The sequence below is a fragment of the Herbaspirillum sp. UBA812 genome (assembly GCF_002296545.1).
Classification (GTDB): domain Bacteria; phylum Pseudomonadota; class Gammaproteobacteria; order Burkholderiales; family Burkholderiaceae_D; genus Herbaspirillum; species Herbaspirillum huttiense.
The window spans coordinates 12,364-30,541 of record NZ_DBIC01000035.1; the positions used below are offsets into that span (position 1 = coordinate 12,364).

Genomic DNA, 18,178 nt, shown 5'->3' on the forward strand with positions numbered 1-18,178 from the left:
CGCATGTTCACCACAGCCAATGCCACGGCCCAGCTCAACTTCCTGTTCGCCAACTACTACGCGGCGCTGGAAATTGCGGCGGCCGTGGTGGCCCTGCTGATCCTGCTGTCGGCGCTGGACGACCTGTTCTTCGACCTCTGGTACTGGTCGCGCCGCCTGTGGCGCCGGTTCACCATCGAGCGCGTGCGCTCGCCATTGACGGTGGAACAGCTGCGGCAGCGCGATGAGCAGCCCATCGCCATCATGGTGCCGGCCTGGATGGAAGCGGACGTCATCGCGCAGATGATCGAGGACATGGTGGCCGTGCTGGACTACCGGCGCTATCACATCTTCGTCGGCACCTACGTCAATGACCGCGAGACCATCGACGAGGTGGAGCGCATGCGGGTGCGCTACAAGCAACTGCACCGGGTAGAAGTGCCGCATGCCGGTCCGACCTGCAAGGCCGATTGCCTGAACTGGGTGGTCAAGACCATCTTCGCCAGCGAAGCCGGACTGGGCATGCAGTTCGCCGGTGTGGTCCTGCACGACAGCGAAGACGTGCTGCACCCGATGGAACTGAAGTTCTTCAACTACCTGCTGCCGCGCAAGGACATGATCCAGCTGCCGGTCGCCTCGCTGGAGCGCGAATGGTTTGAACTGGTGGCCGGTACCTACATGGACGAATTCGCCGAAAGCCATGCCAAGGACATGATGGTGCGCGAAAGCGTGGCCGGACTGGTACCCTCGGCGGGGGTCGGCACCTGCTTCTCGCGCAAGGCGCTGCACGGCCTGATGCAGGCCTCCGATGGCGAGCCCTTCAACGTGTCCAGCCTGACGGAAGACTACGAGGTCGGCACCAAGCTCTCGCAGATGGGCATGCAGACCATCTTTGCGCGCTTCCCCGTGAAGTTCAAGGTGCGCCGCAAACCCTGGTTCTTCGGCAAGCGCGAGCAGGTGGCCGAGAGCACGCTGGAAATGCCGCTGGCGGTGCGTGAATATTTCCCCGACACCTTCACCCAGGCCTATCGCCAGAAGGCGCGCTGGGTCATCGGCATCGGCCTGCAGAGCTGGGAGCAGATGGAGTGGCGCGGCTCGCTGGCGGCACGCTATCTGCTGCTGCATGACCGCAAGGGCGTCGTCACGGCCTTCGTCAGCATGCTGGGTTATGTGCTGGCCTTGCAGTTCATCCTGTTTTCGGCGGCCACCACCTTCCAGTGGTGGGATGTGTTCTACCCGCCCCTGCTGGCCGGTGACGGCTGGTGGCGCACCGTGCTCACGCTCAATGCTTTGGCGATGCTCAATCGTGCCGTGCACCGTTTCTATTTCACCACCGAGCTGTACGGCTGGCGTCACGGCCTGATGGCCCTGCCGCGCATGGTGGTGGCCAACTTCGTCAACTTCATGGCCGTGGCGCGCGCGTGGCGGCTGTTCCTGCTGTATTTGTTCGCGGGCCGCGCACTGGCCTGGGACAAGACCATGCACGACTTCCCCACGGATGGCATCGCCAGCCGCGTGCGCCTGCGCCTGGGCGACCTGCTGCGCACCTGGCAGGCAGTCGACGAGGCCACGCTGTCGATGGCGCTGGAGGAACAGCGCCGCACGCAATTGCCGCTGGGGACCGTCATGGTCAGCCATGGCTGGCTGGATGAAGAAACCCTGGCCGAAGCACTGGCCTATCAAGAAGGCCTGCCGCGCGTGAGCCTCACGCGGGAACGCGTGCAGCGCCATGCGGGCGAACTGCCGATGGAAATCTGCGCTCGCCTGCGCACGCTCTACCTCGGGCCCGGCAAGGAAGGCCGGCCCGACCAGGGCATGGCGCGGGTGGCCGTGGCCAGTGCGCTGACCGATGCCGCGCGGGCCGAGCTGGAAGCGGTCCTGGGCCGCGCCCCCTTCGCCATGGTGGCGCGCGAGTCCGAGATCGCCGCCGGCTTGCGCCTGCTGCGCGGGCAGGACAATGCCTTCGACCCGGCCCGCACCGAAGCCCGCGTCCCGCTGCTGGGCGACCTGCTGATCGCCAGCGGCCTGCTGTCGCGCCCGGTCTTCGATGCGGCCATGCAGCGATATCGTCCCGACCTGCATGGCCGTATCGGCGACTACCTGGTCAATGAAGCCGTGATCTCGCGCGAGGCCATCGAAGAGGCGGTACGGCGCCAGCGCGACTGGCTGGCACAAGGCGGCCAGCCTGCCTGAGCCCCGCCCTCATCACCACAACAAGAAGACACGATGAAGAACAAGACCTTGTCCCTGCTGCTCCTGCTGCTGGTCAGCGGTGCTGCTGCCACCACCGGCACGGCGCTGGCACAAACGGCCGTGGTGGAACTGCCGCTGTCCGGCCCGGCCTATCGCCTGGCCCAGCAGGCCTATGCCTCGGCGGCACGCGGCGCGTTCGGGCAGGCGCAGGCGCAACTGCAGGAAGCGATACGCCTGCGCCCGGATTCCATGGCCTTGCGCCGTCAATTGCGCGAACTGCGCCAACAGCAGCGCGGCGGGATGAGCGCCGGGCGTGGCACGGCGCGCGACCCCGGTTATGCGGCCGCAGCAGCCGCCTATCGCGCCTATGATGGCAAGCGCTACGAGCAGGCCGTGACGCTGGCACGTCAGGCTGTGGCAGCCGCCCCAAACAATACCGCCTACTGGCTGCTGCTGGGCAATGCGCTGATCGAGACGCATGACTACGACCGCGCCAGCGAAGTACTGGCCCAAGGCGCGGACAACGTCACGGACCAACGCCCGCTGCTGCGCCGCCAGCTGGAACTGCAACGCGAACGCGCCGCCATGGCAGCGGCCGAAGTCTTCCGGGCACAGGCCGACAACCACGCAGAGGACGAGCTGGACGCTGCACGCCGGGCCGTGGCACTGGCACCGCAGGAAATGGAATATCGCCTGATGCTGGGGATAGCCCTGCTGCACAACGAGCAGATCGCGCAGGCCGAGCGCGCCGCCGACGAAGCCCACGCCATGGACGAACGCCAGCCCGGCCCGCTGCTGCTGCGCGCCTATGCCCGCGTGCGTCTGGGCCAGGCCGATGCCGCGCGCGCTGACTTCACACAGGCAGGACAGTTGGCGAGCAGCGACAGCAGCCCCGCTGAACATCTGGATGCCCGGCTGCTGCAGGCCGATGCCGAACTGGCCATGCAACAACCGCAAGCGGCACTGGATGTGCTGAACGATCTTGATCCCGACACGCTCTCCCCCGCAATCGATGCACGCCAAGCTGCGCGCTTGCGCCTGACGCGCCAGCAGGCCACCCAGGCACTGGGACGCTATCGGCTGGCGGCGCTCGGTGCCGGACAGCGCAACCCGTCCGTATCGTCGCGCCAGTACCCCGTGCCGGCGCTGGATTGCAGCCGCGATGGTGCAGAAAACGTCAATCCCTGCCACGTGACGTTTGGCGCGCAAGCGCGCGATGCCGGCTTCGATGCCGCCGCACGTGGCTACCAGGCGATGCAGCAGCAACAGTACGCACAGGCGGCGCAAGCAGCTAACGAGGCCGTAGCCCTGTCACCGCAGAATGCCGAATACCGCCTGCTGCTGATCGATGCCTTGCAGGCTGGCGGACAGGATCAGCAAGCCGAGCAGGCCATCAGCGCCACCCTGCTGGCACAGGGTGCAGATGGCCCCTTGCTGGCAAGGCGCGCTGCCTTGCGCGCACAACTGGGAGATAGCGCGGGTGCCCGCGCCGATGGTGAGACGGCCTTGGCGCAAGGCGGCTTGCCGGTCGAGACCGAGATCGCGCTGCTGGCGCGCACCGGTCATCCACGCGAAGCCCGTGAACGCTTCCTCGCCGCGCGCGATGGCGGCGCGCTGGATGGACTGGACGATCTGCAACTGGCCTACCTGGCCGCCCAGGCGGGGGATGCCGGCGCTGCGCGGGACGCCTTCCGTCGTGCCGATGCAGGCGGCACCCTGCCCGCCCGCGCACTTTCTGATGCGGGGTATGCCGCCATCGATGCCGGTGACGATGACGCCGCGCTGGGCTGGTTCAAGCGCAGCGTCGACCGTGCCGACGATGGCAGCCTGCAGCAGACGCCGCAGCAGCGCTTCGATACCCGCCGCAGCATCTCCACCATCGATCGCAGCGGCGGTTTCATCGCCTCGCTCACGCACAACGGCGGCGGCCCCAGCGCCGGCAATGGCGGACGTCCCGGTGCCTCCGCCACTGACAGCACCTTGCAGGCCGGAGCGGAAGCCTACTGGCGGCCCTTCGGCTATCAGGCCGGCCGTCCGGTCGAACTGTTCGCACGCGTGTTCCAGACCCTGCAGGACCAGTCCGGCGGTGCGACTGGCACGCAGACTGCGCAAGCCACCGTAGGCGCGCGCTGGAAGCCGCTGGCCAGCCAGAACCTGGTGCTGTCGCTGGGACGGCTGATTCCGCTGGGAAGCCAGTCCGCCGCCGACTGGCTGGTGCAGCTGGCCTATTCCGATGGCATCGGTACCGACCTGCGAGTGGATCGTCCCGACTGGTGGACCACGCAATGGTATGGCGAGGTCGGCCGCTACCTGCGCAATCCGCAGACTTACGGTCTGGCCTCGCTCCAGACCGGACGCAGTTTCCGGCTCGACAGCGTGAGCGATCAGCTGGTGCTGTTCCCGCATCTGAGCCTGAACGCCGACTTCAATTCGCTCAATACCCATCGCACCGCCATCGGCATGGGTCCGGGGGTGAACCTGCGTTATTGGTTCCGGGGCGATCGCTATCATGCACCGCGTTCCTATGTGGACCTGTCGCTGCAGTATCGCTGGCGCGTCGGCGGCGATGAACGGGCGCAGGGATTCTTCTTCAGCACCACGCTGTCCTACTGAGTCCTAGTGAACCGCAGGTGCTCCCATGAAGTGCATGCCGCCGGCACCCTTGCCCTCCCCGCTGCGCCGTAGCGCCCTGCTGGCTGCTGCCTCGGCGTGGCTGCTGGCCGCCTGCGCCGGCTGTGACCTGCGCGCGCAAGCGCAGGGCGAGATCGAAGGCATCGTCTGGCAGCCAGACAATGCCACCGTCGAACCACGCGGCCAGTGGCAAAAATTGGGGGCGCGAACCCTGCTGGTGCAATGGAGCGCAGTCGATGGCCAGGCCTTTGTTGCAGGCAGTGATTTGCCGACCGTGCCACGCCTGCCCGACTGGCAGCGCATTGCGCGCGAACCATGGGCACAGGAGGTGATCCTCGGACTGGCCGGCCGCTTCGATGAAGCTGCCGCACGCGCCGACCTGCCGCAACTGATCGCGCAATCCGCCAAGCTGGCAAGATTGCCCACGCCGCTCAAGGTCAGCGGCTGGTACTTCCCGGTGGAGATCGATCCGACCTGGACCGAGGCAGCCCGCTTGGGCCAGCTGCTCGGCCAGTTGCCGCGGCCGCTGTGGATCAGCGTCTACGACAGTGCCAATGTGGGGCCGGAAGCACTGGCCGCAGGTCTGCTGTCATGGCTGCCGCCGGATGTGGGCGTGTTCTTCCAGGATGGCGTCGGCGTCTATGCCCGCGAGCCGCAGGTGGCGCTGCACTACGTGCAGGTGCTGTCGCAGCGGCTGGGGCCGGCGCGGGTGCGGATCATCGCCGAGGCCTTCCGCCCGCAACCCGGAGGCGGATTTCGCAGTGCCACCGTGGAGGAGCTGACGCCGCAATTGCAGCACTATCGCGGGTATCGGGTCTGGCTCTTCGACGGACCGCATTACGTGAACGATGCGCTGGTAGAGGCGCTGCGTCCACGCTGAAACCGAGCGCGCCTCTCGTTACACCCCGTTACGTTTGTGAAGCATCTTCCCATGGTGCAGCCAGGCCGAGGCGGCCATCATCCCGCCCTGGCCTCATCAGGCGCGCGTTTCCGGCCGCGCCATTGCTCTTCCATGGACATCGTCTACCTGCACAGCCCCATCACCTATTCCATCGCCCGGCAGTTGCAGCGCGAGGGAGAAGTGCGCGCGCCGCTGGTGGTATGCGGACGTGGCATGCAATGGGAGGGGCCCTACGTCAGCGTCATCGACGACGGCATCTGGGATCCGGCACGCACCGTGGCGTTTCTGGAGGGGATGGTGACGGCCCTGCCTGCCACCTTCACGCCCTTGCGCATCTTCGTGCCGCACACCGGCTTCCTGCTGGGCAAGCTGCTCAAGCTGGCGGCAGCGGTGCAGACCGTGTGCTACCTGGAAGAAGGCAACACCTCCTGCAATCCCCAGCTGGCCGCACCGGCGCAAAATGCCGCCGTCGATGCCACCGCACTGCTGCACATGCTGCAAGCCAGGCCGATGCTGATGCAGCGCCTGGGGCTGACGCCGCAAGCCATCCTGCAGATCAATGCGATGGCCCCCATCTGGTTCGATGCCCGCAGTCCGAAGTATGGCGGCGCCTACCGGGTCTCGCCGCAAGCCTTTCCGGGCCTGCCGGGCGTACGCACGGTCAGCCTCGAACCTCAGGGCGGACTGCGCGAGACGGAGCGCCACTGGCTGTGCTTCCTGCCCAACATCATCAACATGGTGGCGCGCTGCGGCCAGCACAGCGAAGAGGCCCAGCGCAACCTGCATGGCCTGATGAGTTCGCTGCGCACCATGCAGGCCCTGGTGGCCAGCCAGCATGCTCGGCTGGTCATGAAATTCCACCCGATCGACGAGGCCAATCTCAATCCGCAGTTCAAGCAGCAGTTCTACGGCTTCGGCCTCAGCTACGCCAGCTTCGCGGCCCAGCAAGCCATCGACGCGCAGCTGGAACCGGCGCTGTTCGATTTCACCCGCTTCATCGTGATCAATGAATCGGCGGCCAGCCGCTATGTCGAACTGTTCCAGGGACTGGACTTCCTGATTTCGCTGAACCTGTTCTGACAACGCGGCACCCAGGGCTCTGGGCGTGTTGACGCTTTCTGCACCGAGGCTGACGTTTTCTGCACCATGTCGCCGCTGCCGGCCCTCTACCATGGGCGCTCCTCAACCTTGACCGGAGCGCATTCATGTCCTTTTTCCGCTTTTCCGTGGCCACGCTGGCCCTGACGTTTTCTGCACTGTCGGCCCATGCGGCCGATTTCACCGTGACCAGCCGCGACATCCAGGATGGCAAGGCGCTGTCGAACGCGGAAGTCTTCAACGGCTTCGGCTGCAGCGGCCTGAACCGCTCGCCGCAGCTGTCCTGGTCCAACGCCCCGGCCGGCACCAAGAGCTTCGCCGTGACCGTGTATGACCCGGATGCCCCGACCGGCAGTGGCTGGTGGCACTGGACCGTGTTCAACCTGCCGGCCTCCACCACCAGCCTGCCGGCCGGCATCGATGCCCAGGGCCGCGGCCTGCCCGCAGGTGCCATCCAGGGCCGCACCGATTTCGGCAGCAGTGGCTACGGTGGTGCGTGCCCGCCAGCGGGTGACAAGCCGCACCGCTATCAATTCGTGATTTGGGCACTGAACACCGAAAAATTGCCACTGGATGCGCAAGCCAGCGGTGCTATGCTCGGCTTCTTCCTCAACGGCGCGGCCCTCGGCCAGGCCCGCTTGACCGCCACCTACGGACGCTGAATCCCGCATGCAAAGTGACATCGCCATCCTGCCCTTCGCCCATGGCACCCGCCCCACGCTGACACGCATCCGCGCCCGGCACGAACAGCAGTTGCGCCAGGTTTTCATCGGCCTGGCCAGCATCTGCCACGTACGCCAGGGCAAGAAGCGCATGCAATGGGGCCATCGCCATCTGCTGTGCGGGCAGGATGTGCTGGTGCTCATCGCCGCCGGTACCCAGGTCAATGTCGCCAACCTGCCCAAGGGCGGCGAATATGCGGCTGACATGGTGTCCCTGCCGCCGGCACTGATCGAGCGCTTTCGCCTGCACTATCCCGGCCAGGGCGTACAGGCGCGCGATGCCAGCGCGGTCAGCAGCGTGGCGCAGGATGCCGACATCCTGCGCGCCTGGCACCATCTGCAGGACTGCATCCGCGAAGAAGCCGCCAGCGAACTGCAATGCCAGGCAGCCGAAGGCCTGCTGCTGGCCCTGAGCCTGCGCGGCGCCATCGGCGGCCTGCTGCGTGAACGGGGCGACGCCATCAGCCATCACATCGAACAGCACCTGCTGATGCTGGCCCCGGAAGAACGCAGCCTGGAGCGCGTGGCCGAAGCGTTTCATTGCAGCGTCTCGACCCTGCGGCGGCGGCTGGCGCGCGAGCAGACCGGCTTCCGCGAATTGCTGGACAAGGTGCAGCTGGGACTGGCGCTGGACCAGTTGCAGGCCTCGTCCTTGCCCATCGCCGACATTGCCTCGGCCTGCGGCTATGACTCGCCATCGCGCTTTGCGATGCGCTTTCGGCAGCACTACGGGATCAGCCCCAGCGAGTTGCGGCAGACCCTGCCCTGAGGTCAAAGCCTCCTGAACCTTACCTCCAAACGGCGCGTTGACCTGCGTGGCTCAACAACAAGCGCCGTCATCCGGGTACGAAAGCACCGACACGCGATTGAAACAGCGTCCGACTGCCCGCATTCGGCGCAGGACCTAGTATGGCTCCAACGGCTCGCGATGGCGGGACGCCCCCCACAACAACCTTAGGAGATCTCCATGTCCAAACCGACCCTGAAATTCCTCGGCACTGCCCTGGTAGTGGCTGCCTTCAGCACCGGCGCCTTCGCACAGAATGCCGGCGGTGCCAGCGGTGGTGCAGCCGGTTCCGGCGCGGCCGGCTCGGGCGCAGCAGGTGCCACCGGCGCACAGACCACGCCCAACAACAGCGCCACTGAGTCGGGCAGCTCCTCTTCCGGCAAGAGCATGCGCAACCACAACAAGTCGGACAAGTCGATGGACAAGTCGATGAAGAGCGGCAGCCAGAATTCCCGCTCGGGCAACAACGCCAATACCACTGACTCGAAGAACGGCCCGCTGGGCACCTCGCCGGGCGGCAATGGCGGCGGTGCCGGTGGCGCTGGCGGCTCGGGCTCCTGATCGCTTGCGCAGTAATGCGCAGATGACTCGGATGACCTTTTCCAGCTTTTGTTGTCTCCGTAGTTCATGTTGTTTCGTTGTGTAGTTGTTTCTGTTGTCTCCGTAGTTTCCTGATGTTTGATGCTTGAGCGCAGCATGGCGAAGTCTTCATGCCTCCCGCCATGCATGATTTGCCCCGTCGAAGCTGACGGGGCTTTTTTATGGCCGCAGCCAGCAGTCGTGCGACGGTGAGAACGCGCGTGGCGGGAGGGTACAATGTCGTCTTCGCTTACTGCCCGCGCCTGTCCATGACCGATCACCTGGAAATTTTTTACCGGCTTCTGTTCGCCATGCTCATCGGCTGCGTCATCGGCATCGACCGCAACTTGCGTGGCAAGCCCACGGGCATGAAGACCCTGGGCCTGGTGGCGCTGGGATCGGCTTTGGTCACCATGGCCGCCATGGACTTCTCGCTGGAGTCCGACGCGCATAGCCGCGATGCGGTCAGCCGTGCCATCCAGGGTGTCATCACCGGCATCGGCTTCCTTGGCGCGGGCGTGATCATCCATGAACAGCGCAGCGAGAAGGTACGCGGCCTGACCACGGCGGCATCGATCTGGGTGACCGCTGCCGTGGGCATCGTCTGCGGTGCCGGCTGGTGGCGCGTGGCGCTGATGGCGACGGGTCTGATCCTGACCTTGTTCGTCGTAGGCCGTCCGCTGGAACACTTCCTGCACCGCCGATGGCTGCGCAAGACCGACGACGAACGCGCCGACATCAGCGCGCGCGAAGAAGATTGATCGCCTCGCGCGCATGAAAACCGTTTTCCTCTATCTCTGCACCGCACTGGCCGAAATCGTCGGCTGCTATCTTCCTTACCTCTGGCTCAAGCAGGATCGCAGCGCCTGGCTGTTGCTGCCGGCCGCCGCCAGCCTGGCCCTCTTCGCCTGGCTGCTGACCTTGCATGAAGCCGCGTCCGGACGCGTCTATGCGGCCTATGGCGGGGTCTATATCGCCGTGGCCATGCTCTGGCTCTGGGCCGTGGATGGCGTGCGCCCTTCCGCCTGGGATTGTGCCGGGATGGCCGTGGCGCTGGCAGGCATGGCGCTGATTGCCTTCCAGCCGCGATAAGCACGATTCTTTCCGGTCCCGTGCAGACGGGCTATCCCGGCGGCAACAAACACGTCACCGGCTTCATCTTTTCGGGCCCGCACGCTCACGCACTGTCACGATGCACTGCACCACGAACGCGCAGACTGCACTCGAATACATCATGCAATGATATATATCGGTGATCCGGCCCCGCGCTACTGCCGCCCTTCATTTCCGCCTTCCACTCCGCAAAACCGCGCCCATGCTGCCTCCCCGCCAAAACCCTGCGGCTGGCACGGCCTTTGCTCAATGTCCATCAGGATCAAGGACGATCCACCACTTTGATGCCGATCTAACGATGGATCTGCAATGCATACGGACAATGGCGTCCGCTTGAAACGAGGCAAGGCCTCGGATTCGAGCGGGCGCCTTTTTGTTTTTACGGGACCCGACATGAGCAAATCCAATCGTATCGCGCTGTTCTCCCTGGGCACGCCCCAGATGCGCGCCTTCCATCTGACCTGGATGGCCTTCTTCGTCTGCTTCTTCGCCTGGTTCGCCTGCGCGCCGCTGATGCCGGTCATCAAGGGCGAATTCCACCTCACCCCCGGCCAGATCGCCAACATCAACATCGCCGCCGTGGCCGTGACCATCCTGGTGCGCCTCATCATCGGCCCCATGTGCGACCGCTTCGGTCCGCGCAAGGCCTATACCGGGCTGCTGCTGGCCGGTGCCGTACCGGTCATCGGCGTGGCCTTCGCGCAGAGCTACGAGAGCTTCCTGTTCTTCCGCCTGCTCATCGGTGCCGTCGGTGCCAGCTTCGTCATCACCCAGTACCACACCTCGGTCATGTTCGCTCCCAACGTGGTCGGCACGGCCAATGCGGCCACGGCCGGCTGGGGCAATGCGGGCGGCGGCGTGGCACAGGGCGTGATGCCCCTGCTGATGGCAGCCATGCTGATGCTGGGCGTCTCGCAAGGCTGGGGCTGGCGTGCGGCGCTGCTGGTGCCGGGCGTGCTGATGCTGGTGATGGCCGCGCTCTACTGGCGCTTTACCCAGGACTGCCCGGAAGGCAACTATGACGAGCTGCGCGCCGCCGGCGTGACCATCGAAAGCGGCAAGCGCGGCGGCTGGGCCAGCTTCCGTGCAGCGGCCGCCAACTATCGCGTGTGGATGCTCTTCATCACCTACGGTGCCTGCTTCGGCGTGGAGATCTTCATCCACAACATCGCCGCCATCTACTACGTGGACCACTTCCAGCTCTCGCTGGAATCGGCTGGCATCGCTGCCGCCAGCTTCGGCCTGCTGGCGCTGTTTGCCCGCGCCCTGGGTGGCTACATCTCTGACAAGGTGGCCCTGCGTGGCGGCCTGAACCGCCGTGCCACCCTGCTCTTCGTGATGATGCTGGGCGAAGGCCTGGGCCTGTTGTGGTTCGCCCATGCCGGCGGCGTGGTGGCTGCCGTCATCGCCATGCTGTGCTTCGGCCTGTTCACCCACATGGCCTGCGGCGCGACCTACGCGCTGGTGCCCTTCATCGACCGCAAGGCACTCGGCGGCGTGGCCGGCATCATCGGTGCCGGTGGCAACGTCGGTGCCGTGGCCGCGGGCTTCCTGATGAAGGGCCTGGGCAACACCCAGCAGACCCTGTCGATGCTGGGCGTGCTGGTGACCATTTCGGCACTGTGCGCAGTGGCCATCCGTTTCACCGCGTCGGACAAGAGCGGCGATGCCGCCCTGGCCGACAGCAAAGTTGCAGCCTGAGGAGAGCACCCATGAACATCATCGTCATCGGCCACGGCATGGTCGGCCACAAATTCCTGGAATGCCTGGCCGAGAGCGGCGCGGGCGACCTCAAGGTCACCATCCTCTGTGAAGAACCACGCCCGGCCTACGACCGCGTGCACCTCTCCGAATTCTTTGCCGGCAAGAGCGCGGAAGATCTCTCGCTGGTGGCGCCCGGTTTCTTCGACGCCGGCCGCAGCCCGGTGCAGTTCGATCTCAAGCTCAATGCCAAGGCCCGGCACATCGACCTGGAACGCAAGCAGGTGGTGGTCAACGTGGCCGGCGCAGAAGAGACCTTGTCCTATGACAAACTGGTACTGGCCACCGGCTCCTATCCCTTCGTGCCGACGGTGTCAGGCAACCAGCGCAAGGATTGCTTCGTCTATCGCACCATCGAAGACCTGGAAGCGATGCTGGAATGCGGCAGCCGTTCGACCAGTGGTGTGGTCATCGGCGGCGGCCTGCTGGGCCTGGAATGCGCCAAGGCCCTGCGTGACCTGAAGCTGGAAACCCACGTGGTCGAATTTGCGCCGCGCCTGATGGCGGTGCAGGTCGATGAAAGCGGTGGCCGCATCCTGCGCCAGAAGATTGAGGAACTGGGGGTGACCGCCCATACGCAAAAGAACACGGTCGAGATCGTCGATGGCAAGCAGCACACCCATCGCATGAATTTCGAAGATGGCTCGCACCTGGAAACCGACATGATCGTGTTCTCCGCCGGCATCCGCCCGCGTGACGAACTGGCGCGCCAGGCGGGCCTGAAGGTGGGAGACCGGGGCGGCATCGTCATCGACAACCGCTGCCTTACTTCGGACGCGGCCGTCTATGCCATCGGCGAATGTGCGCTGTGGAATGGCAAGATCTTCGGCCTGGTCGCCCCCGGCTACGACATGGCCCGCACTGCCGCCAAGCACCTGCTCTCGCACCGCGATGACGCCATCGAAGTACCGTCCTTCAACGGCGCCGACATGAGCACCAAGTTGAAGCTCATGGGCGTGGACGTGGCCAGCATCGGCGATGCGCACGGCAAGGAAGCCGGCAGCCGCTCCTACCAGTTCACCGACGAACGCAAGCAGATCTACAAGAAGATCGTGGTCTCCGAATCGGGCAAGCACCTGCTGGGCGCGGTGATGGTGGGCGACGCCGCCGAGTACGGCACGCTACTGCAGATGATGCTCAACAAGATCGAGCTGCCGGAGTCGCCGGAATTCCTGATCCTGCCGCAATCCGACGGCAAGGCCAAACCCGGCCTGGGCGTGGATGCCCTGCCGGAATCGGCGCAGATCTGCTCCTGCAACAACGTCTCCAAGGGCCAGCTGTGTGCAGCGGTCGCCTCGGGTGTCACGACGATTGGCGACCTGAAGGCTTGCACCAAGGCCGGCACCGCCTGCGGCGGCTGCGTGCCGCTGGTCACGCAGGTGATGAAGGCGGAGATGAAGAAGCAGGGCCTGGCCGTCAACAACCATGTCTGCGAACACTTCCCCTACTCCCGCCAGGAAATCCACCACCTGGTGCGCGTGGGCCAGATCAGGAGTTTCGATGAACTGCTGGCCAAGCATGGTCGCGGTCTGGGCTGCGATGTCTGCAAGCCGATGGTGGCCAATGTGCTGGCCTCGCTGTGGAACGACTTCGTGCTCAAGAAGGAACACGCCGGCCTGCAGGATTCCAACGACTACTTCCTCGGCAACATCCAGAAGGATGGCACCTACTCGGTGGTGCCGCGCATGGCCGGTGGCGAAGTCACGCCCGATGGCCTGATCGCGGTCGGCCAGATCGCCAAGAAATACGGCCTCTACACCAAGATCACCGGCGGCCAGCGCGTGGACCTGTTCGGTGCCCGCGTGGACCAGTTGCCGGACATCTGGGAAGAACTGATCGCCGCCGGTTTCGAGACCGGCCATGCTTACGGCAAGTCCCTGCGCACCGTGAAATCCTGCGTCGGCTCGACCTGGTGCCGTTATGGCGTGGGCGACAGCGTGGGCTTCGCCGTGCGCCTGGAAAACCGCTACAAGGGCCTGCGTTCGCCGCACAAGATCAAGTTCGGCGTCTCCGGCTGCACCCGAGAATGTGCCGAGGCGCAGGGCAAGGACGTGGGCATCATCGCCACCGACAAGGGCTGGAACCTGTACGTCTGCGGCAATGGCGGCATGAAGCCGCGCCATGCCGAACTGATCGCCTCCGATCTGGATGAAGAAACCCTGACCCGCTACGTCGACCGTTTCCTGATGTTCTACGTGCGCACGGCAGACCGCCTGCAACGCACCAGCACCTGGCGCGAGAACCTGGAAGGCGGACTGGACTACCTCAAGAGCGTGGTCATCGATGACAAGCTGGGCATCGCCGCCGAGCTGGAAACCGAGATGCAGCGCGTGGTCGACACCTACCAGTGCGAATGGAAGAAGGCCGTCACCGATCCGGAAACGCGCAAGCGCTTCCGTCACTTCGTCAACAGCAAGGCGGCCGATGGCAACATCAAGTTCGTCGAGGAACGCGGGCAGATCCGTCCGGCCACGGTGGCCGAGAAGAAGCTGCTCGATATTCCGGTCGTCGTCGAGACCGTGTGATATCCGGCCGTAGTCGCGCCTTCGATACGTCGCTGCGCGACTACTCAGTCCGAACGGGCGTCAATGGACAAAGAACCGTTCGTCCTGAGTAGCGGCAAAGCCGCGTATCGAAGGCGCACCCGCCGTACAACCATCAGGAGCACCGCATGCACAGCGACCAACAAATCAAGCACTGGACCCCCGTCTGCGAACTGGCCGAGATCGTCCCCAACACGGGCGTGGCCGCGCTGATCGGTGACCAGCAGGTAGCCATCTTCCACGTGATCGACCGCAGCCAGGGCGAGCCGCAGCCCCGCGTCTTCGCCATCGGCAATTACGATCCCAACGCCCAGGCTGCCGTACTCTCGCGCGGCCTGGTGGGCAACCTGGGCGAACGCATCGTGGTGGCCTCGCCGATCTACAAGCATCACTTTGATCTCACCACCGGGCAATGCCTGGAAGAACCTGCCAATTCGGTACCCGCCTGGCCGGCGCGCATCGATGAAGGCAAAGTCTGGATCGGTGGCTGAGATGACGACCGCCAAGCCCTCGCTGGTGGTGGTCGGCAATGGCATGGCCGGCATGCGCACGGTCGAGGAATTGCTCAAGCTCGCACCGGATCTCTACGACATCACCGTCTTCGGTGCCGAGCCGCATGGCAACTACAACCGCATCATGCTCTCGCCGGTGCTAGCCGGTGACAAGAGCATCGATGACATCATGCTCAACCCGCGCGCCTGGTATGACGAACACGGCATCACCCTGCATGCGGGCGACCCGGTGGTGCAGATCGACCGCCGCCAGCGTACCGTCCACGCGCAATCCGGCCTCGCGGTGAAATACGACCGCCTGCTGCTGGCCACCGGCTCCACACCCTTCATCATCCCGGTGCCGGGCCATCAACTGCCGGGCGTGATCGCCTTCCGCGACATCCAGGACGTGGACACCATGCTGCAAGCCGCACGCACGCATCGCCATGCGGTAGTGATCGGCGGCGGCCTGCTCGGGCTGGAGGCGGCCAATGGATTGATGCGCCAGGGCATGGACGTGACGGTGGTGCACGTGACGGATGCGCTGATGAACCAGCAGCTCGACAAGCCCGCCGCCGCTCTTCTCAAAAAGGCGCTGGAAGACAAGGGCCTGCGCTTCCTCCTCAACGCCCATACGGACGAGATCGTCGGCCCGGATCGCGTGACCGCCGTGCGCTTCAAGGATGGCAGCAGCATTCCGGCCGACCTGGTGGTGATGACGGCGGGCGTGCGCCCCAACATCGCGCTGGCCAAGTCGGCGGGCCTGCACTGCGAGCGCGCCATCATCGTCGACGACACCCTGCAGACCTATGATCCGCGCATCTATGCCGTGGGTGAATGTGTGCAGCACCGCAAGGCCACCTTCGGACTGGTGGCCCCGATCTGGGACCAGGCGCGCGTGTGCGGTGCGCATCTGGCCGGTGCCGGCCATCGCCGCTATGTGCAGCAGGCCACGGCGACCAAGCTCAAGGTCACCGGCGTGGACCTGTATTCGGCCGGCGATTTCATCGGCGGTGAAGATACAGAAGATCTGGTGGTACGCGACCCGCGCCGCGGCATCTACAAGCGCCTGGTATTGCGCGGCTCGCGCCTCATCGGTGCGGTGCTGTATGGTGATGTCAAAGACGGACCGTGGTACTTCGACCTGATCCAGAGCGGACGTGACATCAGCGCCTTCCGGCGCGAACTGCCGTTTGGACAGGCCATGTGCCAGCATGCCGCCTAGCCATCACGGCGACCACGGCAATTAGTAACAGAGGATACCAATGAATCTTGCACAGACCCCGCTGGCCCTGGCCGTGGCCACCACCTCGACTACCTGCCCCTACTGCGGCGTGGGCTGCGGCGTGACGGCTTCGCTCAAGGAGGATGGCCGCATCGGCGTGCAGGGCGACGTGCAGCATCCGGCCACCTTCGGCCGCCTGTGCGTGAAAGGCTCGGCCCTCGCGGAAACGGTGGATCTGGATGGCCGTCTGCTGCATCCGCAAGTGCGCGATGCGCAAGGCGCATTGCAACAGGTATCGTGGGATCAGGCGCTGGACCAGGTGGCGAGCAAGTTCTCTGCCGTCATCGCCGAACATGGCCCGGATGCCGTGGCACTCTATGTCTCGGGACAATTGCTGACCGAGGACTACTACATCGCCAACAAGCTCATGAAGGGCTACATCGGCAGCGCCAACATCGATACCAATTCGCGGCTGTGCATGTCCTCGGCCGTGGCCGGCCACAAGCGCGCCTTCGGTGAAGACCTGGTACCGGTCTGCTATGAAGACCTGGAGCTGGCCGACCTGATCGTGCTGGTCGGATCCAATGCCGCGTGGTGCCATCCCATCCTCTTCCAGCGCATCGCCAAGCTCAAGGAAACCCGCCCTGCCCTGCGCCTGATCGTGATCGATCCGCGCCGCACCGCGACCTGCGAACTGGCGGACTTGCACCTGCCCGTCAAGGCGGGCACGGATGTGTGGCTCTTCAACGGCTTGATGAGCTACCTCGCCCATCGCGGCCTGCGGGACAACGCCTTCATCGCCGCGCACACCAATGGCTTCGACGAGGCATTGGCAGTGGCCGATGCCGAGTGCGCCGATCCCGCCACGGTAGCGCGCATCTGCAAGGTGGATCTGCAGGACTTGCTGGACTTTTACGAAGCCTTTGCCGAGACCGAGAAGGTCGTCACCGGTTTTTCCATGGGCGTGAACCAATCCTCGGTCGGCACCGACAAGGTCAACAGCATCATCAACTGCCACCTGGCCACCGGCCGCATCGGCAAGCCCGGCATGGGCCCCTTCTCCATCACCGGCCAGCCCAATGCCATGGGCGGACGCGAGGTCGGCGGACTGGCCAACATGCTGGCCGCGCACATGGACCTGGACCAGCCATTGCATCGCGAGATCGTGCAAGGCTTCTGGCAATCCCCGTGCATCGCGGACAAGCCTGGCCTCAAGGCCGTGGACATGTTCCGCGCCATCGAGGAAGGCCGCATCAAGGCGGTGTGGATCATGGCCACCAATCCGCTGGTGAGCCTGCCCGATGCCGACCTGGTGCAGCGCGCCTTGCAGAAGTGCGAGCTGGTGGTGTCTTCCGATGTCATCACGCAAACCGATACCAATGCACTGGCCCACGTGCTGCTGCCGGCGCTGGCCTGGGGCGAGAAGGATGGGACGGTCACCAATTCCGAACGCCGCATTTCGCGGCAACGGGCTTTCCTCACGGCACCGGGCGAGGCACGCGGTGACTGGCAGATCATCTGCGAGGTCGCGCAGCGCATGGGTTTTGCGGGATTTGATTTCGACGGCCCGCATGCGATCTTTGACGAACACGCGCGCCTCTCTGCGCATCGCAATGGCGAGGCAGATACAGGGGGCGCACGCCGCGTTTTCAATCTGTCAGGCCTGACCGGGATGGACAAGGCCGCCTATGACGCGCTGGCACCGATCCAGTGGCCGGTGCAGCGCTTGTCTGATGGCAGCATCAGCGGCACGGCACGCGTCCTGGAAGATCATCGTTTCACCCACGCCGACGGGCGCGCGCGATTTGTGCCGACCGCACCGCGCACGCCGGGCCACGCCGTTTGCGAGGATTACCCGCTGATCCTCAACACCGGCCGCGTGCGCGATCACTGGCACACCATGACGCGCACCGGCAAGTCGGCCACGCTGGCCAGCCATATTCCGGAATCCTTCATTGACCTGCACCCGCAGGATGCGCTGCTGTATGGCGTGCGCGAAGGCGGTCTGGCGCGCATCAGCAGCCGCTGGGGCGCGATGGTGGCGCGCGTGCAGCATGGTGGCGGCATTCCGCGCGGCAGTGTGTTCGTGCCGATCCACTGGAACGGACAGTCCGCCTCCGATGCGCGTGTGGGGGCGGTGGTCAATCCGGTGGTC

The 18,178-nt window shown here is 65.2% G+C and carries 14 protein-coding genes; all 14 read left to right on the forward strand.

The window, feature by feature from the left end:
* Positions 1–3 precede the first annotated feature (3 nt).
* On the forward strand, positions 4–2,172 hold the full coding sequence (locus B3873_RS01985; RefSeq protein WP_286863765.1) for a glycosyl transferase family protein: 2,169 nt from the start codon (positions 4–6) through the stop codon (positions 2,170–2,172).
* A 33-nt stretch (positions 2,173–2,205) separates the two neighbouring features.
* Entirely contained in the window at positions 2,206–4,785 is a 2,580-nt protein-coding gene (locus B3873_RS01990; RefSeq protein ID WP_286863768.1) for an NfrA family protein, read from the forward strand.
* A 25-nt stretch (positions 4,786–4,810) separates the two neighbouring features.
* Positions 4,811–5,683: a hypothetical protein gene (locus B3873_RS01995; protein ID WP_414651517.1), complete on the forward strand. Its 873-nt coding sequence runs from the start codon at positions 4,811–4,813 to the stop codon at positions 5,681–5,683.
* Positions 5,684–5,815: 132 nt separating this feature from the next.
* A complete protein-coding gene (locus B3873_RS02000; RefSeq protein ID WP_286863769.1) occupies positions 5,816–6,784 on the forward strand; it encodes a hypothetical protein in 969 nt (322 codons plus the stop codon).
* A gap of 125 nt (positions 6,785–6,909) precedes the next feature.
* Positions 6,910–7,464: a YbhB/YbcL family Raf kinase inhibitor-like protein gene (locus B3873_RS02005; RefSeq protein WP_204726608.1), complete on the forward strand. Its 555-nt coding sequence runs from the start codon at positions 6,910–6,912 to the stop codon at positions 7,462–7,464.
* Positions 7,465–7,471: 7 nt separating this feature from the next.
* Entirely contained in the window at positions 7,472–8,293 is an 822-nt protein-coding gene (locus tag B3873_RS02010) for a helix-turn-helix transcriptional regulator (RefSeq protein WP_286863772.1), read from the forward strand.
* Positions 8,294–8,491: 198 nt separating this feature from the next.
* Positions 8,492–8,872, forward strand: a complete 381-nt coding sequence (locus tag B3873_RS02015) for a hypothetical protein (protein WP_039785460.1) — start codon at positions 8,492–8,494, stop codon at positions 8,870–8,872.
* A 287-nt stretch (positions 8,873–9,159) separates the two neighbouring features.
* Positions 9,160–9,651: an MgtC/SapB family protein gene (locus B3873_RS02020; protein ID WP_286863788.1), complete on the forward strand. Its 492-nt coding sequence runs from the start codon at positions 9,160–9,162 to the stop codon at positions 9,649–9,651.
* Positions 9,652–9,664: 13 nt separating this feature from the next.
* Positions 9,665–9,982 carry a YnfA family protein gene (locus tag B3873_RS02025; RefSeq protein ID WP_286863774.1) on the forward strand — a complete coding sequence of 106 codons (318 nt, stop codon included), beginning with the start codon at positions 9,665–9,667 and terminating at the stop codon, positions 9,980–9,982.
* A gap of 414 nt (positions 9,983–10,396) precedes the next feature.
* A complete protein-coding gene (locus B3873_RS02030; protein ID WP_286863776.1) occupies positions 10,397–11,704 on the forward strand; it encodes an MFS transporter in 1,308 nt (435 codons plus the stop codon).
* A gap of 11 nt (positions 11,705–11,715) precedes the next feature.
* Positions 11,716–14,289, forward strand: a complete 2,574-nt coding sequence (gene nirB / locus B3873_RS02035; protein ID WP_286863778.1) for a nitrite reductase large subunit NirB — start codon at positions 11,716–11,718, stop codon at positions 14,287–14,289.
* 146 nt (positions 14,290–14,435) lie between these two features.
* Entirely contained in the window at positions 14,436–14,798 is a 363-nt protein-coding gene (nirD, locus tag B3873_RS02040) for a nitrite reductase small subunit NirD (protein WP_034337836.1), read from the forward strand.
* Between the two features lies 1 nt (position 14,799).
* Positions 14,800–16,023: an NAD(P)/FAD-dependent oxidoreductase gene (locus B3873_RS02045; protein WP_051156323.1), complete on the forward strand. Its 1,224-nt coding sequence runs from the start codon at positions 14,800–14,802 to the stop codon at positions 16,021–16,023.
* A 40-nt stretch (positions 16,024–16,063) separates the two neighbouring features.
* Positions 16,064–18,178, forward strand: a 2,115-nt coding sequence (locus tag B3873_RS02050; RefSeq protein ID WP_286863783.1) for a molybdopterin oxidoreductase family protein, incomplete at its 3' end; no start/stop codon positions are given.